This is a genomic window from Streptomyces sp. NPDC031111 (genome assembly GCF_055570675.1).
Map to the genome: position 1 here is coordinate 62032 of NZ_JBVIGS010000006.1, position 20959 is coordinate 82990.

Sequence of the window (20959 nt, forward strand, 5' to 3'; positions counted from 1 at the left end):
CCGCGCTCACGGCAGCGCGGGCAGGTCCTCGGCGTAGAGGAGGGTCAGGTCGTCGGTGGTCGGCTCGTCGAGCTGGGCGACACGGCTCGCGTGCCGTTCCACCATCGCCTCGAAGGTCTGCCGCGCGGTCCGCCCGTTGCCGAACGCGGGCCCCTTGGGTATGTCGGTGAAGTACCTCAGCACGGCCTCGTCCGCGCCCGGCGCCAGCCGGTACTCGTGCTCCTCGGCCTGCTGCCGCACGATCCGCAGCAGTTCCTCGGGCCCGTAGTCGCCGAAGGTGATCGTCCGCGAGAAACGCGACGCCACACCCGGGTTGACCGACAGGAACCGCTCCATCTCGGCGGTGTAGCCGGCCACGATCACCACCACCGCGTCCCGCTGGTCCTCCATCAGCTTCACCAGGGTGTCGATGGCCTCCTTGCCGAAGTCGCGCCCGGCGTCCTCCGGGGAGAGCGCGTACGCCTCGTCGATGAACAGGACCCCGCCGCGCGCCTTCTCGAACGCCTCCTGGGTGCGGATCGCCGTGGAGCCGATGTGCTCGCCGACCAGGTCGACACGGGACACCTCGACCAGATGACCCTGCTCCAGCACCCCGAGGGAGGCGAGGATCTCGCCGTACAGGCGGGCGACGGTGGTCTTCCCGGTGCCGGGGGACCCGGTGAACACCAGATGCCGTTTGACCGAGGCCGCCTTCAGGCCCGCCTGCTGCCGGCGCCGGCCCACCTCGATCATGTCGGTGAGGGCGCGCACCTCGCGCTTGACGCTCTCCAGGCCGACCAGCGCGTCGAGTTCGCCGAGCACGGCCTTGGAGGTGCGGGCCTCCCGCTCGGGTTCGGGGGCGGGCGGGGCAGGCGGCGCCGGCTCGTTCGTCCGCGCGGCGGGAAGCGCTCCCAGGAGGCCGGTGGAGTGGCCCGTCGTCTGCACGGCCGGCTCCGGTGCGGCCGGCGGCCTCAGGCCCCCGCTCTCGTCGCTCGTGCAGTCCTCCACGACGGGACCGCCCGAGCCGGACGTCGCGTCGCCCTCGGCGAACTCGTAACCACCGCGGGCACAGCGCTCGGTACGGCACTTCCGCAGCGTCGTCCGACTGCCGTCGATGACATGGAAGCCGTAGCCGCCACTGCCCGTGACACGGCAGTGCTCGAAGGTGCCGCGGCCGCCGGCGGAGACGTACACACCGGCCTCCGCGGGGGAGTCGACCGTGCAGCGCTCGACCGTCGGATCGGCGCCCTTGGTGACGATCACACCGGTCTGTACGCCGTCCAGGGAGCAGTTGTTGAGGGTGCCGCCGCTGCCGTGGTCGCGGAACCAGGCGCCCGTCGCCGCCTCCCGGATCCGGCAGTCGTCGAGCTGCGCGGTGGCGCCGTCGCTCACCGACACGGCCGTGTTGCGCACCTGCGAGAGGTCGCTGTCGACGACGTCCGCGCGGGAGCCGCGGTCGAGGACGAACAGGGCGTCCGGTACGTCGTGCACCCGGCAGGAGTCCAGTACGGCGGTGGCGCCGTCACTGACCCACACCGCCGGGTAGTCGCCGGTGCTGTCGAAGATCTCGCACTGGTTGGCGTCCACGCGCGTGCCGGGGTCCCACACCGACAGACCGTTGCGGCCGAACCGCCGCACGCTGGTGCGGGTCAGGGTGAGCACCGAGCGGGACCGGAGGTCGACCGCGTTCTCCGGGATGTCGTGGATCCGGCAGTCGGCCAGCGTCAGCACCGCGTCCGTGTCGAGCGTGACCCCGTCCCCGGTCGTACGGCGCACATCGCAGTCGACGAGATGCGCGGTGGCGCGGTTCGTCACCTGGACGCCGCTGCCCCGCACCTCGTACACCTCGCAACCCACGGCCTCCAGCGCCGAGTTCTCCCCGGTCGCGGTCAGTCCCGAGCCCGAGGCGTGGTGCACCCGGCAGCGCTCGAGCCGGGGGTGGGCGCCACCGCGCACCGCGACCCCCGCCTGCCCCGCGGCGACGACCTCGCAGTCCTCGAACACCCCGCCCCCGCCGTCCAGTACGGCGATGCCCACGCCCGCCGGATTGTCGACCGTGCAGCGGCGCACCGTGGGCCGGGCACGCCCGCGCACCTCGATGCCGGCGGCCGACCGTGTCACCACGCGTATGTCGCGCAGCTCGGGGGTGCCCTCCTCGACCAGCACGGCCGGGGCGGTCGCGTCCTGGCCCTCCACGTGCAGGTCCTGCACCACCGCCGAGGCGCGCACGGTCAGCGGAACGCCGTCCACGGGCGCGATTCGCACCGAGCCCGGTGACCCCTCGGGGCCGCGCAGGGTCACCGCACGCTGGACCACGAGGTTCTCCCGGTAGGTCCCGGGAGCGACGGTGAGGACGTCCCCCTCGGCCGCGGCCTCCAGGGCGGCGGCGAGCGAAGCGTACTCACCCGTGCGGCGCCGCCACCTCGATGTGCCGGTGTGCGTCACCTGGACCGTGCCCTGTGCCATGGCGTAGCTGTGCCCCCACCCTGTCGTACGTGGCCATTTCGCGCGCGTGCTGCCGCTGATCGGTGCGGCCGGACCACCGTAGCGTGCGTACGGGCACCGGGTTGACCGGAGAGCCGGAACGTCCTAGCTCCCGGCCCCGGTCCTGCCCCAGTCCGGGCCCGCCTTCTCCCATGCCCGGTCCCAACGGGCGTATCTGCGGCGGACCATGCGCCAGACGACCAGCCGTCTGAAAACCTCGACGAGGGCCGCGGCCACGACCGCGGCGCCGACGCCGGCGAGCACGGCGTGCGTCGTGGCCGTCGCGGCGTCCAGGGGGCGGGCCACCGTGCGTCCGTGCCCGTCGGTCCATATCCGCACGTGGTCGCCCGGCTGAGGGTCCTTCAGCCGCGTCGGCACCGGTCCGCTCCGCTCGGTGCCGTCCGGCGCGGTCCAGCGGGCGAGGACGCGGTGACGCGGATGACCGCCGGCCGATATCTCGGGATCGGCGTTCACCGGGGACGGGTCGAGCCTGCGCACCACCGTGGCCGTCAGCAGGTGCCGGTTCTGGTGCTGTGCGCGGACGGAGCGCTGGAGGGCGTCCTGGGCGGCGCTCCCGACGAGGACGCCGACCACCGGGGCGGCGACGAGCACGAGCAGCAGCGCCGTGAACGCGACCCAGGCCTCGGCCAGGTCGGTCCCGCGGCGCAACGGGTTGTGCCGCCAGCGCCAGAGTCCGCTGATCGCCCGCACGGTCCGCGCCCCCTTCCCCCCGCCGGTCCTCTCATGAACCGCTCATGAAAGGCCAACGCGCGAATCCGGGCACCGGTTCCCGCGCTCGCGACGGAGTGCGCGACGTGAGGACCTCCACGGTGACACCGACGGCCGCGTCGCGGCGCGGACAGCGCGACGCCGCCGGTCGGCAGTCCGGCGGCGTCGATGCGAGGCGCCACGGGTGGCGCCGTTCGAGACCGAACCCCGTTCCCTGCCCCGCTGGGCAGAAGTCCGATTCCCTCCCCGGGGGCAGCCGGAAGCGGCCTCGGGGCTTCCGGCGAATCGGGTGCGGACGAGCGAGCACGCCCGTGGGGCTGTCGTGCCGTCCGGCACCGACAGCCCCGGGCGGGCTCAGTAGCCGCGGTACTGCTGGTTGTTGTACGGGTCCTGGTACGGAGCGGGGCCCGGACGGGGAGCCGCGGGGCGCATCGCCTCGTAGCCCGCCGGCGGAGCCGGGCGCGGCGGCTGCGGCTGGGGGCCGGGGTAGCCGCGCGGCGCGGTCGCCTGCTGCGGGATGTACGCCGCGGGCGCCTGCTGGAGCGGGGCGGGCTGCGGCATCTGCGGGTAGCCGTAGGAGGGCTGGGACGGAGCCGCCGGGAGGGCGGGCAACGCCGAGGGGAGGGCGGGCAGATGACTGGCCGGCGCCTCGTACGCGGCGGGGACCCGGATCGGGGCGATCTGCGGGGTGCCCCGCTCGGCCACGAGCGAGTCGTAGATCGGTGTGTCCGGGAAGGCAGCGGAGTAGTAGCCGCCGCCATAAGTGGAGCGGGGGGAGGTCATGGCACATAAGTTAAGCCCACGATGTGCTGGTTGGGGAGACCGATAAGAGGGTTGTTTTACGTGCCCGGCGTGACTGGGGATCCCCAATACGAGCGAACTTGTGGAAAACGGGCACTTCGACGGGCGTATTTCGTGTAAAGGCCGAGTTCCGGGCCGGTTACCGCCGGTTGGCCACCGATTCCCGCACCCTCCCCGTGTGAGTTCGGCGCGCGGAAGAATAGGTTGTGCGGACGACAACCGACGGATGCCGGGACCTGGCCTGGCGCGGCGACCCGTGATGGGGGCGGACATGTCAATGCCGAAGGGATCGAACACACCGGTGCCGGCCACGGCGCTGCGGGTGGACGTGGGCTGGCGCTCCGGCCCCGGCGTACCCGACGCGGACGCCTCGGCCCTCCTGCTGGCCGGCGGGAAGGTCCGCTCCGACGCGGACTTCGTCTTCTACAACCAGCCCGTCCACTCCTCCGGCGCCGTCCGGCACGACGGCAAGCGCGACGTGGGCGGCACGGTCACCGACACCCTGCTCGTCGACCTCACGCGCGTGGAGCCCGGCATCGAGACGGTGATCCTGGCCGCCTCCTGCGACGGCGGCACGTTCGGACAGGTCCCGGACCTGCACATCGAGGTCAAGGACGCCGCCAACGGCACCGTCGCGGCCCGCTTCGACAGCGCGGGAGCCACCACGGAGACCGCGTTCGTCCTCGGCGAGTTCTACCGGCGCCAGGGCGCCTGGAAGTTCCGCGCCGTCGGCCAGGGCTACAGCAGCGGACTCGAGGGCCTCGCCACCGACTACGGCATCACCGTGGACGAGCCGCAGCACGCCGCGCCGGCCCCTGCCGCCCCCGTGGCCCCGGCGGCGCCCGTGCCGCCCGTCGCGCCCCCGGTCACCACGCCCCCGACACCGGCGACGCCTCCCGTCGCGCCGCCTCCGCCGGCCGCGCCCCCCGCGCCGGTCCGGCTGACGAAGGTGACGCTCACCAAGGCGGCCCCCTCCGTCTCGCTCACCAAGCAGGGCGGCACCTCGGGCGCCCTGCGCGTGAACCTCAACTGGGAGGTCCGCAAGCAGTTCTCGGGCTGGGCCGGCAAGCTGGGCCGCCCGGTCGCCATGCACTCCGACCTCGACCTGGACCTGTGCGCCCTGTTCGAGCTCACCGACGGCCGCAAGGGCGTCGTCCAGGCCCTCGGCAACGCCTTCGGCGCACTGCACCAGCCCCCCTTCATCCACCTGGACGGCGACGACCGCACCGGTGCCGTGTCGAGCGGTGAGAACCTCACCGTCAACCTCGACCACAAGCACCACTTCCGGCGCATCCTCGTCTTCGTCACCATCTACGAGGGCGCCCGCTCCTTCGCCGACCTGCACGCCACGGTGACCCTCCAGCCGGAGCACGGCGCACCGATCGACTTCTCCCTCGACGAGTGCACCGTCCCCTCGACGGTGTGCGCGCTCGCCCTGATCACCAACACCGGCGGCGGCGAACTCGTCGTCCAGCGCGAAGCCCGCTACCTGGTCCCGGAGCGGGGAGTCAGCCCGCAGCGCACCGTCGACTACGCCTACGGATGGGGCATGAACTGGACCCCCGGCCGCAAGTGAGGGTCGCTCAGCGGTGAGGGCCGCTCAGCCCTCGTCCGGCACGGCGTCCGGGCGCGCGTAGGTGCGGCCCTTCCAGGCCGCACCGCGCCCCCGGTAGTGCCGCACCGCGGAATCCACCGTCATGAGGAGGTAGAGCGACGCGGTGAACGGCAGCAGGGGAGCGAGCCACAGTGGCTGCCGGTAGTAGCGGAGCATCGGCACGTACGTCCCCGACATCACGAGCCAGGCGGCCGCACCGAGGACCACCGCGACCCCGCCCCCCGTCACCACGCCCAGGACCACCGCGACGGGCGGCACCAGATACACCAGCGCCAGCCCGGCGACCGTACCGGCCAGCAGCACCGGACTGTGCCGCAGCTGCGCGTACGCGCTGCGCGCCACCATGCGCCACAGATCGTCCAGCCGCGGATACGGACGCACGCTGTCCACCCCGTCCGCGAGACCCAGCCAGACCCGTCCGCCGCTCCGCTTCACCGCGCGGGCGAGCGCCACGTCGTCGATCACGGCCCCCCGGATGGCGTCCGGGATCCGCGCCCGCTCCGCGGCCTCGGCGCGCAGCAGCACACAGCCGCCCGCCGCCGCGGCCGTCCGGGTCCCCTCCCGCCCGATCCGGCGGAACGGGTACAGCTGCGCGAAGAAGTAGACGAACGCCGGCACGACCAGTCGCTCCCAGGAGCTCTCCACCCGCAGCCGGGCCATCTGCGACACGACGTCGAAGCCCCCGGTACGGGCCGCCGCCACCAGCCGGCGCAGACTGTCCGGGGCATGCGCGATGTCGGCGTCCGTGAGCAGCAGGAACTCGGGGGCACGCGCGCGTGCCAGCGCGATGCCGTGCCGCACCGCCCACAGCTTGCCGGTCCAGCCGGCGGGCGGTTCACCCGGAGAGCCCACGGTGAGCGGCAGCCCGCCCAGCCGGCGCGCCAGCTCACGTGCGAGCTCCCCGGTGCCGTCGGTGCTGCCGTCGTCGACCAGGAAGACCTCGGCCCGTCCCGGATAGTCCTGGGCGAGCACCGAGGGCAGGCTCGCGGACAGCACCGCCGCCTCGTCCCGCGCGGGGACGACGACGCACACCGACGGCCACTCCTCCGGGTCGCGGGACGGCGGGAGCCGCACATCCGTGCGCCAGAAGAAGCCCTGGCAGAGCAGCAGCCACAACCAGGCGGCGAGTGATCCGGCGGCACTCCACTCAATGGCGCTCACGTGCCGCAGTCTGCCCCACGGGACGGGCGCGAAGCGGCTCATCGTCTATCGTGGCCGGGTGAAGATCGCGCTCATGGACTCCGGAATCGGGCTGCTGGCGGCCACCGCCGCGGTACGGCGTCTGCGCCCCGACGCCGATCTCGTCCTCTCCCTCGACCCCGACGGCATGCCCTGGGGACCCAGGACCCCGGAGGACCTCACCGAGCGCGCCCTCGCCGTCGCCGAGGCCGCCGCCGCACACCGGCCCGACGCGCTGATCGTCGGCTGCAACACCGCCACGGTGCACGCCCTCACCGCGCTGCGCGCCCGCCTCGAGCCCGGCCTTCCGGTCATCGGCACCGTCCCGGCGATCAAACCGGCCGCGGCCGGCGGCGGACCGCTGGCGATCTGGGCCACACCGGCCACCACGGGCAGCCCGTACCAGCGGGATCTGATCGAGAACTTCGCCGACGGCGTCGCCGTCACCGAGGTGCCGTGCTGGGGACTGGCCGAGGCGGTGGAGCGGGCGGACGAGACGGCGATCGACGCCGCCGTCGCCGCGGCGGCCGAACTCACCCCGGACGACGTGACGACCGTGGTCCTCGGCTGCACCCACTACGAACTGGTCGGCGAGCGCATCCGGGCCGCCGTCCAGCGGCCCGGCCGCCCGCCGCTCGCGCTGCACGGATCCGCCGGAGCGGTGGCCGCCCAGGCCCTGCGCCGCGTGGGCGAGCGACCCGCTCCCGAGGCGGCGGCGAGCGGAACCCTGACCGTGCTGCTGAGCGGACGCGAGGGCGCGCTCCCCGCGGCCGCCCTCACCTACGCGGAGGGCAGGCTGCTCCGACAGGTCGCTTCCGCCCGGACGGCGCAGTAACGCTGTGCTACGCGGTACCTGCTGAGCGAATCCTGAGTAACCTCGAACGTATGAGGGACCACCGCCACGGCGAGCATGCCCCGTACCCCGAGGTCTGGACCGGTCGCGCGACCAACCGGCTCCAGTGGTTCCTTGCGCTGATCGGCGCCGCCTGCCTGGCACTCGGCATCGCGCTGGCCGTCGACTCCGCGTGGACGTCCGGCGTCGCGCCGCTGGTCATGGCCGTCGTCGGGTGCATCGCCGCCGGGCTGCTGGTCCTGTTCGGCACCCTCGCCTTCGTGCATGTCGCGCTGCGGGTCGACGAGGACCATCTGGAGGTGCGCTGCGGCCACATCGGGGTGCCGCGCCGCCGCATCCCGCTCTCGCACGTCGCGGGCGCGGAGTTCGCCCCGCACGTCACCCCGCGTCACTGGGGCGGCTGGGGGTACCGCTGGCGGCCCGAGAAGGGCACGGCGGTCGTCGTACGCCGTGGCGAGGGCATCATCCTGCGCCTGTGGGACGGCCACACCTTCACGGTCACGGTGGACGACGCGGAAGCAGCGGTCCACGTCATCCGCGACCGCCTACACCCCCACAAACCAGGCACAACCCACTGATCACACCCCCGCAACTGCGGGCAGTCGTGCCGCTGGGGCGATGGGGGAGGGTGGGCGCAGCGGCACCCCGCGAACGCCGGGCTGCGCGACACCCCCCCGCGAGCCGCAAACACCGCTCACCGCGTCACGCCCGCCGCGCCCCCTCTTCACTGAACGGCCGCGCCGTAGCCAGCCCCGCCAACAACCCCCCACCCACGGAAACCGCCGTGAAGCTCAACGCGTTGCCCACTGCGGCAACCCCCGCGAGAACCGTCAACGCCACCCCCGCACTCAGCACCACCGGCGTACCCCGCGGACTGCACCACAGCGCGTACAGCAGCCACCCGAACGCCAGCACCAGCAGCACCACCCCGACAACCCCCTGCTCCGCCGCCAGCTGAAGCGGCGCGGAGTGCGGCTTGCCGTCGGACAGCGGCGACTGCCCCGACGTCGTACTCAGCTCCCCGAACCGCCCCGGCCCCACCCCCAGCCCCGAGTGGTCCCGCACCATGCCGAGCGCGTCCCGCCACAGACCCACGCGGTGCGGCGTCAGCCGCCCCTCCAGCGAGGCGGCGAGTCCCTCCGGCACGGCATCCCCGGCCACCGCCCAGACCAGCCCCGTCGCCCCGGCCGCGGCCCCGGCCAGCCCGGCGAGGACGGGACCCCGGCGCCGTATCCGGCCCACGGCGAGGGAGAACAGCAGCACCACCGCCCCCGCCACGCATCCCGTGACGGAGCCCAGTACGGCCGCCGTCACCACGACCCCCGCGGCCAGCAGGCGCAGCGCGAACCGCACGGCCGGTGACGAGGCCGCCCAGGCCGCACAGCAGGCGGCACCGGCCGACAGGGCCAGCACCGCGGTCGTCGCACCGGCGTGCCCCAGGGGAGCGGTGATCTGCGGCCCCGGCGCCAGATGCGGCACCGCCACCGTCAGGGCCACGCCGGCCAGGGCGCCCGCGCACGGCGCGGCCACCGGCAGCAGCGCCCCGCCGATCCGGCCCGCCGCGTAGCCCGCCGCCACGGCGAGGACCGCGAGCAGCATGCCCTCGGGGCGGCCGCCCCCGGCCGCCGCCGTGATCAGTGGCCAGGCCGCGCAGGCCCCCAGCACCACGACGGCCGCCGCGTCCGGACCGATCCGTCTCTCGCCGTCCGTATCCGGCTCGGCGGAAGCCATCCCTGTGGAACCCACCCCGCACCCCGCACCACGTCGTCGCCCCCGACCTGTGACGGGCCCCGGCCGCCGACGCCGCGACGGGCCGCACGACTGGGGCACCGGCACACCGTAACGGCTGGTGGCCGGTTTGGGGATGTGTGGTGACACGTCCCGCGGAAACGATGCGGCAGACCGCCCGCCCCGGGGCGGGCGCGGGCCCCGCCCGTCGTCCTCCGCCCCTCCCGACCGCCCTGTCCGCCGCCAGGTCACGCGCCGTAGACTCCCGGAGTGACCGTCACCGCAACTTCCGTCGACGAGTCGGACCCGATGCCGCCGCCGACCGCGCCCCCGGCGCGGGGCAGTCGGCTCGTGCGCCTCCTCCCGGTCGCCGCAGCCGCGCTCTCGGGCCTGCTCCTCTACGTCAGCTTCCCGCCGCGCACCCTGTGGTGGCTGGCCCTGCCCGCCTTCGCCGGCTTCGGCTGGGTGCTGCGCGGCCGGAGCTGGAAGGCGGCACTCGGTCTCGGCTACCTCTTCGGCCTCGGCTTCCTGCTCCCGCTGCTGGTGTGGACGGGTGTGGAGGTCGGCCCCGGCCCGTGGATCGCCCTCGTACTCATCGAGGCGGTCTTCGTCGCACTGGTCGGCGCCGGTGTCGCCGCGGTGTCGAAACTCCCCGGCCGGCCGGTGTGGGCGGCGGCGCTGTGGATCGCGGGGGAGGCGGTTCGCGCGCGCGTGCCGTTCAGCGGCTTCCCCTGGGGCAAGGTCGCGTTCGGTCAGGCGGACGGCGCCTTCCTGCCGCTCGCCGCGCTCGGCGGCACGCCGGTGCTCGGCTTCGCCGTCGTCCTGTGCGGCTTCGGTCTCCACGAGCTCGTGCGCCTGGCCGTCCGGGCCCGCCGCACCGGAACCCTGCGGCGCGGCGCCGCGGTCGTGGCCGTGCTGAGCGTCGTCGTGCCGTTGGTGGCGGCCTTCGCCTCCCGGTCGCTGGTCAGCGACAAGGCCGAGTCCGGCACCGTGACCGTCGCCGTCATCCAGGGCAACGTGCCCCGCCTCGGCCTCGACTTCAACTCCCAGCGGCGGGCCGTCCTCGACTACCACGCGCGGGAGACGGAGCGCCTGGCCGCCGAGGTCGCGGCGGGCCGGGCCGAGCACCCCGACATCGTGCTGTGGCCCGAGAACTCCTCCGACATCGACCCCTTCGCCAACGCCGACGCGCGCGCCGTCATCGACAAGGCGGCCAAGGCCGTCGACGCGCCCATCTCGGTCGGCGGCGTGGTCGGCAAGGACGGCAGGCTCCTCAACGAGCAGATCCTCTGGGACCCGGTGAAGGGCCCCGTCGACACCTACGACAAACGGCAGATCCAGCCGTTCGGCGAGTACCTCCCGCTGCGTTCGCTCGTGGGGGCGATCAACGACGAGTGGACCTCGATGGTCCGCCAGGACTTCAGCCGGGGCGGTGAGCCGGGCGTCTTCCGTATGGGCGGTGCCGGGGTCGGCCTGGTCACCTGCTACGAGGCCGCCTTCGACTGGGCGGTCCGTGACACGGTCACCGCGGGCGCCCAGCTGATCTCCGTGCCCAGCAACAACGCCACCTTCGGCCGCAGCGAGATGACCTACCAGCAGCTCGCCATGTCCCGGGTGCGCGCCGTGGAGCACAGCCGCGCCGTCACCGTCCCGGTGACCAGCGGGGTCAGCGCGATCATCATGCCCGACGGCGAGATCACGCAGAGGACCGGCATGTTCGTCGCCGACTCGCTGGTGCAGGAGGTGCCGCTGCGCTCCTCGCAGACCCCCGCCACCCGCCTCGGCGTCCTCCCGGAGATCGTCCTCGTCCTGGTCGCCGCGGGCGGACTGGGCTGGGCCGTCGCCGCCGGTGTGCGCGGGCGACGCGCCGGTGACGTGCCGTAGTACGCCCGCCGCACACCCCCTGAAGTGCCGGGGAGGGCCCTGACCGGCCGGTTAGGGTCGAGGGCATGGCTACTCCAGACTTCATCCGCACCCTGCGCGCCTCCGCCGGTCACCAGCTGCTCTGGCTCCCCGGGGTCACCGCGCTCGTCTTCGACGACGAGGGCCGGGTCCTGCTGAACCGCCGGACCGACACCCGCAAGTGGTCGGTGATCGGCGGCATCCCCGACCCCGGGGAGCAGCCCGCCGCCTGCGCCGTGCGGGAGGTCGAGGAGGAGACCGCGGTGCGCTGCGCCGTCGAACGGGTCGTACTGGTCCAGGCGCTGGAACCGGTGAGGTACGGCAACGGCGACATCTGCCAGTACATGGACATCACCTTCCGCTGCCGTGCCCTCGGCGGTGAGGCGCGGGTCAATGACGACGAGTCGCTGGACGTCGGCTGGTTCGCGGTGGACGCGCTGCCGGAGCTGAACGAGTTCGCGCGCTTCCGGATCAAGCAAGCCATGTCGGACGCGCCCACATGGTTCGACCCCACTGGAACTGGCTGAACTGTAGGGCCTGGCCACATGGGGCGCGGTAGGGGTGCTGCCTAGGGTCGAGACATGACCGCGTCCCGTGCCCTCCCGGCCCCCCACGCCACCCCGCTCGACCTCGGTGGCCGTACCGCCCTCGTCACCGGCGCCGCCGGCGGCATCGGCCGCGCCTGCGCGCTGCGGCTCGCGGCCGCCGGGGCCAAGGTCAGAGCCGTCGACCGGGACGCCGCCGGCCTGGAGACGCTCGCCGAGACGGCCCGGGACGCCGGGGGCGCCGTCGAGCCGCACGTCCTCGACCTCACCGACCTGGACGCCGCCGAGCTCGCCGCCGCCGGTACCGATGTGCTGGTCAACAACGCCGGTATGCAGCTGGTCCGCCCCATCGAGGAGTTCCCGCCCGACGTCTTCCACACGGTGCTCACCGTGATGCTGGAGGCACCCTTCCGGCTCATCCGGGGCGCCCTGCCCCATATGTACGGGCAGGGCTGGGGCCGCATCGTCAATGTGTCCTCGGTCCACGGACTGCGCGCCTCGGCCTATAAATCCGCCTATGTGGCCGCCAAACATGGCCTGGAAGGACTCTCCAAGACCACCGCCCTCGAAGGCGCGCCCCACGGCGTCACCTCGAACTGTGTGAACCCCGCCTATGTGCGCACCCCCCTGGTGGAGAGGCAGATCGCCGATCAGGCCCGGGCCCACGGCATTCCCGAGGAACGTGTCGTGTCCGAGGTGCTGCTGCGGGACAGCGCCGTCCGGCGGCTCATCGAACCGGAGGAGGTCGCCGAGGCGGTGGCCTATCTGTGCGGCCCGCAGGCGTCCTTCGTGACCGGCACGTCACTGGTCCTGGACGGCGGCTGGACCGCCCACTGAGGCATCGGCCGTCGGCGGCCGGCCGTCGGCCGACAGAGTTGTCCACAGGCCTGACGGGGCGGCCGCGGGATGAGGAATCCTGTGAGCATGTCCCGCGATCACGTGCAGTCCGCCGAGCGTCCCGCCTCCGCCGCCGCGGCGCCGGGCCGCGACCGTCCCGGCGCCGGCCCCGCGTCCGGCGGTGTCCCCGGCAGCGCCGAGACGCCGTTCCTGGAGCTGCTGGCCCGCGGCGCCGCCGCCGAGGCCTACGAGCAGCCGGTGCTGCTCGCCCGCGCCGAGGGACTGCCCGCCGAGCGGATCGCCGCGCTCCAGCAGGCGAAGGTACTCGCCCTCCGGGTGCGCGCGGAGCTGGAGGGACGCCGCCGCCGGGAGGCCGAGCTGTCGGCCCTCTTCGAGACCGCCCACGACCTCGCCGGACTGCGCGACCTGGACGCCGTGCTCCAGGCGATCGTGCAGCGCGCCCGCTCCCTCCTCGGCACGGATGTCGCCTACCTCAGCCTCAACGACCCGGCCAGGGGCGACACGTACATGCGGGTCACCGAGGGCTCGGTCGCCGCCCGCTTCCAGCAGCTGCGCCTCGGCATGGGCGAGGGACTCGGCGGCCTGGTCGCCCAGACGGCCCGCCCCTACGTCACCGACGACTACTTCCGCGACGACCGCTTCCAGCACACCCACACCATCGACACCGGTGTGCGGGACGAGGGACTCGTCGCCATCCTGGGGGTGCCGTTGATGCTCGGGCACCACGTCATCGGAGTCCTGTTCGCCGCGGACCGGCGCGCCCGGGTCTTCGAACGGGAGCAGATCGCCCTGCTCGGTTCGTTCGCCGCCCTCGCCGCGGCCGCCATCGACACCGCCAACCTGCTCGCCGAGACCCGCTCGGCCCTCGCCGGACTGGAACGGGCCAACGAGATCATCAAGGACCGCAGCGCGGTCATCGAACGTGCCTCGGACGTCCACGACCGGCTGGCCGAGCTGGTCCTGCGCGGCGGCGGCGTGCACGACGTCGCCGCCGCCGTCTCCGAGGTCCTGGACGGCACGGTCGAGTTCACCGAGGCCACCGCGGCACCCGGCCGGGCCCTGGAGTCCTCGCGGGCGGAGGGCCACGCGGTGCGGCACCGGGACGACTGGATCGCCGCCGTGGCCGCCGGCGACGAACTCCTCGGCGCGCTCGTCCTGCGCGGACACCCCGGCCTCGACCCCGTCGACCAGCGCACACTGGAGCGCGCGGCCATGGTCACCTCACTGCTGCTGCTCGCCCGCCGCTCCGCCGCCGAGGCCGAGCAGCGCGTCCGGGGCGAGCTGCTCGACGACCTGCTCGACGCCCGTGACCGCGACCCGCGCCTGCTGCGCGAACGCGCGGCCCGGCTGCACGCCGACCTCGACGCCACCCACGCCGTGCTCGCGGCCCGCCTGGAGGGCGGCACCGCCGACGCCGACCAGGAGGCGGACGCCCGCAGACGGCTGTGGGCCGCGGCCTCCCACCTCGCCGCGACCCGGCAGGGCCTCGCCGCCGCACGCGACGGCGGCACCGTCCTCCTGCTGCCCCTCGCCCCCGGCGACACAGCCACCGAACTGGCCCGACGCACCGCCCGGCACCTGGGCACGGCCGTCCACGAACCGGTCACCGTCGGCGCGTCCGCCCCGGTCGAGCACCTCACGGCCCGCTCCGAGACGGTGGCGTCGGCCTACGCGGAGGCCCGGCGCTGCCTCGACGCCCTGCGCCTGCTCGGCCGCTCCGGTGACGGCTCCGCCGCCGAGGACTTCGGCTTCCTGGGACTCCTGTTGGCCGGCGAGCGGGACATCGCCGGCTTCGTCGAACGGACCGTCGGCCAGGTCGTGGAGTACGACGAACGGCGCGGCACGGAACTGCTGCGCACCCTCGACGCCTACTTCGCCTGTGGAATGAGCCCCGCCCGTACCAAGGACGCGCTGCACGTCCATGTCAACACGGTCGCCCAGCGGCTGGAACGCGTCGGCCGCCTCCTCGGCGACGACTGGCAGAGCCCGGCCCGGGCCCTGGAGATCCAGCTCGCCCTGCGCCTGCACCGGCTGTCCGGGGGCACACCGTCCCCCGGACGGCACTGACCCCCGTACGCGGGGCGCGTACGGGGGCCGACGCCCCGCCGGATCAGACGGTGCGCGCGTCCTGGGCCGCCGGAGCCGCCTCGACCGGTTCGCCCGCGTCACCCGACGGGGCCACGTCCGCCAGGTCCCGGTGCCGGGTCTCCTTGGCCGCCGCCACGGCGACGATCGTCAGCAGACTCGCCGCGATGACATAGAGCGAGATCGGGGTGGAGCTGCCGTAGTCCGAGAGCAGCGCGGTGGCGATGAGCGGTGCCGGCGCGCCCGCGGCGACGGAGGCGAACTGGGCGCCGATGGAGGCACCGGAGTAGCGCATCCGGGTCGCGAACATCTCGGAGAAGAAGGCGGCCTGCGGCGCGTACATCGCCCCGTGCAGCACCAGGCCCACGGTGACCGCGACGAGCAGATTCGTGAAGCCGCCGGTGTCGATCAGGGCGAAGAACGGGAACATCCACAGCCCCACACCGGCCGCACCGATCAGATACACCGGACGCCTGCCGATCCGGTCCGACAGCGCGCCCCACGCGGGGATGACGGCGAAGTGGATCGCGGAGGCGACGAGCACCGCGTTGAGCGCGGTCTGCTTCGAGACGCCGGCCGAGGTGGTGGCGTACACCAGGATGAACGCGGTGATCACGTAGTAGCTGATGTTCTCCGCCATGCGCGCGCCCATCGCCACCAGCACGTCGCGCCAGTGGTGCCGCAGGACCGCCACGATCGGCATCCGCTCCGCGGCGGCGTCCGTCTTGCGGGCCTCGGCCCGCTCCAGCGCCTGCTTGAACACCGGCGATTCATCGACAGAGAGACGAATCCACAAACCGACGATCACCAGCACCCCGGACAGCAGGAACGGGATCCGCCAGCCCCAGGCCTCGAAGGCCGAGTCCGACAGCACGGCGGTCAGCAGTGACAGCACACCGGTCGCCAGCAGTTGCCCGGCCGGGGCGCCGGTCTGCGGCCACGAGGCCCAGAACCCGCGCCGCCGGGCGTCCCCGTGCTCGGACACCAGCAGTACGGCACCGCCCCACTCGCCGCCCAACGCGAAGCCCTGGACGAGGCGCAGCACGGTGAGCAGGACGGGCGCGGCGCTGCCGATGGTGGCGTGCGTGGGCAGCAACCCGATCGCGAACGTCGCGCCGCCCATCATCAGCAGGCTCAGCACCAGCAGCTTCTTGCGCCCGAGCCGGTCCCCGTAGTGCCCGAAGACCAGCGCGCCCAGCGGCCGCGCGGCGAACCCGACCGCGTAGGTGAGGAACGACAGCAGGGTACCGACGAGCGGGTCGGAGTCAGGGAAGAACAGCTTGTTGAAGACGAGCGCGGCGGCGGAGCCGTAGAGGAAGAAGTCGTACCACTCGATGGTGGTCCCGATGAGGGAGGCGGCGACGATGCGCTTGAGCTTGTTCGGGGCTGGTGGAGCGGTTGCGGGCGACGACATCGGCACCACTTCCTGGGGCGTGACGGGGACGTTTGCGTGTCGCCACACCGTAGGAATCCGCAGGTCAGGCGCACATGTGGCGGGACAACATAGTTCGGGGGTCGGCTATGCGCGCGGCCACCATGCCGGCTTGTGGAAAGGCGGTTCAGGTGATCGATGGTGGTCGAAACGAGTGCCGTCCGGGACGCGTGGTTCAGCACGATTTGACCGGTGCCGTGCTGACTCCCGTGCTGGTTTGGTGCTGACCAATTGACTTGGTGCTGACTACGCTCCGTTGAACTCGAGCATCCGGGATTGATCGACTCGGTGCGGTGGTACCGGACTGCCTCCAGAGTGTCGATGTCGGTCACGCCGCCGGCGGCGGCGTCCTCAACGCTGTCGGGGAGCCAGTTCTCGCGGGTGAGCTCCCCGATGCGGTTCTCGGTGCGGCGTGCAGTGGCCATGGCATCGAGTGCGGCGGCCGGGCCGTCCGGCTGGAAGCTGCGAAACGCGCCGCCTGGGTTGACGGGAACGACCACGCCGACAACCTTGATGCGGTGATCGGTACGGGCGGTATGTACCGCGTAGCCCCCGCCCGCGCAGACGCCGAGGACGCCAGTGCGCTCCGGATCGACGCCGACGATCGTGCTGAGCGCGTCGAGTGCGTAGCTGATGTCTTCCCCGCGGCGGTACGGGTCCTCGAGGTCCCGCGGCTCGCCGCCGCTGCGGCCCTGGTGGGCGGGGTCGGACACGAGCGCCGCGATCCCCCTGGCGGCGAGCCTGGAGGCGTAGTTGGCGCCGACTGCGCCCGGTAGGGCCCGAAGACCATCGTCGCCGCTGACGGCGATGAAGTGATCTCGCATGCCGCGTCCTGGCTACTTGCCGAGGCCGCCGACCGAACGACACTGAGCGGAGAGGTGTCGCAGACGTTCGGCGGGCTGCGCCGGTCGAGGGCCCCAACCCGACCCGCAACGCCACCGCCTGGACCTGGCGGGCCCGGCGGTGGCCAACTCTACGGTTCGGGGACGGAGTTGGGCTCGGTCGCCCGCTTCGAGGAGAACCGGCGGGTCGTGGAAGTCGTACCCGCGACCCCGGCGTCTCCCTCGACATGCCCGAGGCGGCGCCCTCCGATGATCTGCTTGGAGGCGGGGACGGCAGGGATGAGGCTCTCGACGCCGAGGGGTCCGGGAGAGCACACAACCACCGGCCGCACCGGTCAGGTGTTGATCATCACTGTCTTGGCCTCGGTGTAGGCGTTGAGAACATCGGTCCCGTGCTCCCGTCCGATGCCCGAGCCCTTGAACCCGCCGAACGGCACTGTCCCGGTGCTTATGTCGCCGAACGTGTTGAACCAGACGGTGCCCGCGCGTATGCCACGCGCAACACGGTTGATCCGTCCGATGTCTCGGGTCCACACCGAGGCGGACAGGCCGTACTCGGTATCGTTGCCCCGGGCGATCGCGTCTTCGACGTCGGTGAAGGACATCAGCGCCGAGACCGGACCGAAGATCTCCTCCCGGACAGAGCGCATACCGGGATCGACGTTCTCCAGCAGGGTGGGTGGGATGAACCGCCCGTCGGCTTCCCAGTCCGCGACCCTGGTCACGGTCGCCCCCTCCTCGCGAGCAGTGTCGATCCAGTCGCTGACCCGTGCATAGTGCTCGGGAGCCGCGAGGGGACCCATCATCGTGCCGGGCTCGAAGGGGTCGCCGGCGACGTACTTCCCCATCTCCTCGAGCAGCAGCTCGCGGAACCGGTCGTAGATCGTTTCCTGGACCAGGATCCGGCTGCCGGCCACGCATCCCTGTCCACTCCCCATCGCGAATCCGGCTACCGCCGTCTGCGCGGCCGCGTCGAGATCGGCATCGTCGAACACGATCGTCGGCGACTTCCCGCCCAGCTCCAGGGTGACCCGCTTGAGATCGCGAGCGGCGGTCTCCTGGATGTGGCGGCCGACGGCCAGTGAGCCGGTGAACGAGATCTTGTCGACGTCGGGATGGCTGATCAGCGCCTCCCCTGTGATTCCGCCGTCCCCGGTGACGATGTTCACGACACCCGGGGGCAGGTCCGTCTCCGTGAGCAACTGGCCCAGCCGAATCGCCGAGAGGGAACTCCAGAGGGCGGGCTTGGCGACCACGGTGTTGCCGGTGGCCAGCGCGGCGCCGATCTTCCAGACCAGCTGCTGCAGCGGGCCGTTCCACGCCGTGATGGCGGCGACGACGCCGAGCGGTTCACGCAGAACGTAGTGCAGCTTCGAGGGCTCGGAGGGCGCCGCCTGCCCGTAGATCTTGGTGGGCCAGCCCGCGTAGTGACGCAGGACGTCGACGCACTGCCCCGCCAGCCACCGCATGGTCACCAGGGCGCCGCCCATGTCCAGCGAGTCGAGCACGGCCAGTTCCTCGGCGTGCTCCTCCAGCACGTCGGCGATCTGCAACAGCAGACGCCCCCGCTCCTGGGGCGTGATCGCTGACCAGGACGGGGACTCGAAGGCCCGGCGAGCGGCAGCGACGGCACGGTCGACATCCTCGGGGCCCGCCACCGCCACTTCGGTCAGCACCTGCCCGGTGGTCGGGTCCGTGGTCGGCGCCACCTTGCCGGACCGTGCCGGCTCCCAGTTCCCGCCGATCAGGAGACGGAGCGGCCCCTCGGTCAGCAGGGCCGGCGCTAGGCGTTCTCGCTCCGAAGTCGCATTCATGATCTCTCCTAGAAGTACCAGTTGGTCCATCTAAGCTAACACGGAGATGGACTGGCTGGTTCATCTAAGATGGAGGGGTGACCGAAGAACGAGAGCGACGGGTACGCAGCGACGGACAGGCCACCCGCCGAAGGCTGCTCGATGCCGCGGTCCGGGAGTTCGCCGACCACGGCATCGCCGGAACCAGGGTGGATCGCATCGCGAAACAGGCACGGGCGAACAAGTCCCAGCTCTACTCCCACTTCCCGAGCAAGGAGGCGCTGTTCGACGCGGTGCTGGCGGAACACGTCGATGCGCTGACCGACGCCGTCCGGCTGACCCCGCACGACCTGCCCGGCTATGCGGTTCGGCTGTACGACGCCTACCTGGCCGATCCGGCCCTGGTGCGGCTGGCGACCTGGAACCGCCTGGAGCGCAGGCCCGTCGGAGCACTGTTCCCGAACAACGACGACTCGGCGAAGATCGCCGCGCTCGTCGAGCGCCAGGAGGACGGCACCCTCACCTCCGACATCGACGCCCAGGACATCCATTCGATGGTCATCGCGATGGCCATGACGTGGTCAGCCGCCAGCATCACCACCACGGGAACCGCCTCGGAGGGACAGCAGATCCACCGCCGCCGCCGCGCCTCCCTGCGCGAGGCCGTGCGCCGCGCCTTCGTCGACCGACCCGACGTGTGAGACAGCCGGGCGCATGCGGTAAGCGGACGCCGCGACTCTCAGAGGGCGCTGTACCGTCCAGCAGGACGTACGCCTTCGTCGAAGCCGTCCGGGCCGCCTCGGCCAGGGTCGGGGCGAGCGCGGCCAGGAGGTCAATGGCTTCGGTGATGTAGCGGTGGGCGGTGGTGGTGCCGATGCCGAACCCGGCCGCGAGTTGGGCGTAAGGGTGTCCGTCGCGGAGGTGGGCGAGGGCGAGCAGGGCCTGTCGGCCGGCACTCAGGCGCCGCCATCGGGTGCCGCCCAGTCGGCGGTGCTCTCGCAGGCGAGTGGTGAGGAAGCGGAGGGCAGAGCTGGACGGGTCCAGCCCGGACGGGCAGACAAGCACGCGAAGCCTCTGGTGGAGACGGTTCTTCTTGGTCGAAAACCCATCTACCAGGGGGCTTCGCTATGTTGTCAGCCCAACCCCCGCATTCTGCAGGCAGGTTGGAAAAGGCTCACTGTGGTTCCGGCACAGCAATTCACCGCCATGCAGGCGGGGCGGCAGCGGGGTGGCCTGCCCGCTCCCGGCATCGCAGAGATGTGTCAGTGCGCCGTCGTGGCACGGAGCTTGTCGAGGGCCGCGGCGCCGGGTGAGCCCGGTGCCGCGGAGAAGACGATCATTGATTGTTCGGTGTCGGGCAGCAGCAGGGTGTCGCAGTCCAGGGTGAGTGTCCCGAGGTCGGGGTGCTTGATCGTCTTGCGCATGGACCGGGATGTCGTGGAGCGTCCTTCCTCCCACATGCTCCAGAACTGCTCGCTGGCATTGAGCAGGTTCTCGATCAAGGACCGGAGGTCCGGATCGTCCGGGTAGCGCGAGCGCGCGGTGCGCAGCCACCCCACGTACTGCTGGGCCGTCGTTTCGGCCTCCTCCGGGTTGGATACGTGAGTGACACCTGCGCCGAGAAACCGCTGCCAGATGATGTTGCGTTGCCCATCGGGCCAGCACATGAAATCGCCGAGGAGCGCGCAGGCTATGGAGTTCTGTGCCAACACATCGCCTTTGGCCGACAGGACGAGCGCGGGAAGGTCGCTGAGGCGTTCGAGAAGGCGTAGCACGCTCGGCCGCAGCGACATCTCGATCCGGCCGGGCAGCGGTGGCGAGCTGCCGGCCAGCCGGAATACCTGTTCGCGCTCATCGCGGTCGAGCCGCAGTGCTCGGGTCAGGGCCGTGAGTACCTGGTCGGACGGCTGCGGCCCGCGGCCCTGCTCCAGGCGGACCACGTACTCGACGCTGAGCCCGGCGAGCTGGGCCACCTCTTCGCGGCGCAGGCCGGGCACTCTTCTTCTGGGGCCGGCCGGGAGGCCGACGTCCTTCGGTGAAGTGCGCGCACGGGCAGCTTTAACGACGCGGGCGAGCTCAATGCGGTCCATTCATTCATTCTCTTCCCCACAGGCGCGGACTTCCGGCTTTGCGG

17 protein-coding genes and 1 pseudogene are annotated in these 20959 nt (G+C 72.5%); 9 read left to right on the forward strand and 9 right to left on the reverse strand.

The genetic code is table 11. From position 1 onward, the window contains the following. Positions 1-6 precede the first annotated feature (6 nt). The 3 genes from ACZ470_RS14725 to ACZ470_RS14735 all read right to left on the reverse strand — a co-directional run bounded on the left by ACZ470_RS14725 (position 7) and on the right by ACZ470_RS14735 (position 3975). Positions 7-2445, reverse strand: coding sequence for a right-handed parallel beta-helix repeat-containing protein (locus ACZ470_RS14725; RefSeq protein WP_468427268.1), 2439 nt, complete (start codon positions 2443-2445; stop codon positions 7-9). Between the two features lie 123 nt (positions 2446-2568). After that, positions 2569-3174 carry an Rv1733c family protein gene (locus ACZ470_RS14730; RefSeq protein WP_468427269.1) on the reverse strand — a complete coding sequence of 202 codons (606 nt, stop codon included), beginning with the start codon at positions 3172-3174 and terminating at the stop codon, positions 2569-2571. Positions 3175-3546: 372 nt separating this feature from the next. Beyond that, positions 3547-3975, reverse strand: a complete 429-nt coding sequence (locus tag ACZ470_RS14735) for a DUF6643 family protein (protein WP_468427270.1) — start codon at positions 3973-3975, stop codon at positions 3547-3549. 295 nt (positions 3976-4270) lie between these two features. Between ACZ470_RS14735 and ACZ470_RS14740 the strand changes: the two genes are divergently transcribed. Further along, the gene (locus tag ACZ470_RS14740; RefSeq protein WP_468427603.1) at positions 4271-5569 is read left to right on the forward strand and encodes a TerD family protein; all 1299 of its coding nucleotides are present in this window, start codon (positions 4271-4273) and stop codon (positions 5567-5569) included. Between the two features lie 24 nt (positions 5570-5593). On the opposite strand, the gene ACZ470_RS14745 is transcribed toward ACZ470_RS14740, so the two are convergent. Further along, positions 5594-6811 (reverse strand): glycosyltransferase, encoded by a 1218-nt coding sequence (locus ACZ470_RS14745; RefSeq protein ID WP_468427271.1) that lies wholly within the window; start codon positions 6809-6811, stop codon positions 5594-5596. 16 nt (positions 6812-6827) lie between these two features. Here ACZ470_RS14745 and ACZ470_RS14750 point away from each other — a divergent pair, with 16 nt between their 5' ends. After that, positions 6828-7622 (forward strand): glutamate racemase, encoded by a 795-nt coding sequence (locus tag ACZ470_RS14750; protein WP_468427272.1) that lies wholly within the window; start codon positions 6828-6830, stop codon positions 7620-7622. A gap of 50 nt (positions 7623-7672) precedes the next feature. Beyond that, the gene (locus tag ACZ470_RS14755) at positions 7673-8218 is read left to right on the forward strand and encodes a phage holin family protein (protein ID WP_468427273.1); all 546 of its coding nucleotides are present in this window, start codon (positions 7673-7675) and stop codon (positions 8216-8218) included. A gap of 124 nt (positions 8219-8342) precedes the next feature. Here ACZ470_RS14755 and ACZ470_RS14760 read toward each other — a convergent pair whose 3' ends face one another. Continuing rightward, positions 8343-9371 carry an O-antigen ligase family protein gene (locus ACZ470_RS14760; protein WP_468427274.1) on the reverse strand — a complete coding sequence of 343 codons (1029 nt, stop codon included), beginning with the start codon at positions 9369-9371 and terminating at the stop codon, positions 8343-8345. Between the two features lie 267 nt (positions 9372-9638). On the opposite strand from ACZ470_RS14760, the gene lnt reads away from it, so the two are divergent. The 4 genes from lnt (at position 9639) to ACZ470_RS14780 (ending at position 14740) form a co-directional block, all read left to right on the forward strand. Next, complete coding sequence (lnt, locus tag ACZ470_RS14765; RefSeq protein ID WP_468427275.1) at positions 9639-11252, forward strand: apolipoprotein N-acyltransferase; 1614 nt, start codon at positions 9639-9641, stop codon at positions 11250-11252. 65 nt (positions 11253-11317) lie between these two features. After that, positions 11318-11797 carry an NUDIX hydrolase gene (locus tag ACZ470_RS14770; protein ID WP_468427276.1) on the forward strand — a complete coding sequence of 160 codons (480 nt, stop codon included), beginning with the start codon at positions 11318-11320 and terminating at the stop codon, positions 11795-11797. 54 nt (positions 11798-11851) lie between these two features. Next, positions 11852-12652 (forward strand): 3-hydroxybutyrate dehydrogenase, encoded by an 801-nt coding sequence (locus tag ACZ470_RS14775; protein WP_468427277.1) that lies wholly within the window; start codon positions 11852-11854, stop codon positions 12650-12652. A gap of 87 nt (positions 12653-12739) precedes the next feature. Further along, positions 12740-14740 carry a helix-turn-helix domain-containing protein gene (locus ACZ470_RS14780; protein WP_468427278.1) on the forward strand — a complete coding sequence of 667 codons (2001 nt, stop codon included), beginning with the start codon at positions 12740-12742 and terminating at the stop codon, positions 14738-14740. A 43-nt stretch (positions 14741-14783) separates the two neighbouring features. Here the strand turns inward: ACZ470_RS14780 and ACZ470_RS14785 are convergent, their stop codons facing one another. Next, positions 14784-16172, reverse strand: coding sequence for an MFS transporter (locus tag ACZ470_RS14785; protein ID WP_468427279.1), 1389 nt, complete (start codon positions 16170-16172; stop codon positions 14784-14786). A gap of 311 nt (positions 16173-16483) precedes the next feature. On the opposite strand from ACZ470_RS14785, the gene ACZ470_RS14790 reads away from it, so the two are divergent. Next, positions 16484-16966, forward strand: coding sequence for a hypothetical protein (locus ACZ470_RS14790; protein ID WP_468427280.1), 483 nt, complete (start codon positions 16484-16486; stop codon positions 16964-16966). Positions 16967-17367: 401 nt separating this feature from the next. Here ACZ470_RS14790 and ACZ470_RS14795 read toward each other — a convergent pair whose 3' ends face one another. Further along, positions 17368-18846, reverse strand: coding sequence for an aldehyde dehydrogenase family protein (locus tag ACZ470_RS14795; protein ID WP_468427281.1), 1479 nt, complete (start codon positions 18844-18846; stop codon positions 17368-17370). 77 nt (positions 18847-18923) lie between these two features. Here ACZ470_RS14795 and ACZ470_RS14800 point away from each other — a divergent pair, with 77 nt between their 5' ends. Beyond that, positions 18924-19526 carry a TetR/AcrR family transcriptional regulator gene (locus tag ACZ470_RS14800; protein ID WP_468427282.1) on the forward strand — a complete coding sequence of 201 codons (603 nt, stop codon included), beginning with the start codon at positions 18924-18926 and terminating at the stop codon, positions 19524-19526. A gap of 49 nt (positions 19527-19575) precedes the next feature. On the opposite strand, the pseudogene ACZ470_RS14805 reads toward ACZ470_RS14800, so the two are convergent. Both ACZ470_RS14805 and ACZ470_RS14810 read right to left on the reverse strand, forming a co-directional pair. Further along, positions 19576-19890, reverse strand: a pseudogene (locus tag ACZ470_RS14805) (helix-turn-helix domain-containing protein); the annotation flags it as partial. A 197-nt stretch (positions 19891-20087) separates the two neighbouring features. Beyond that, positions 20088-20915: a helix-turn-helix transcriptional regulator gene (locus ACZ470_RS14810; protein ID WP_468427283.1), complete on the reverse strand. Its 828-nt coding sequence runs from the start codon at positions 20913-20915 to the stop codon at positions 20088-20090. Positions 20916-20959: the final 44 nt, after the last annotated feature.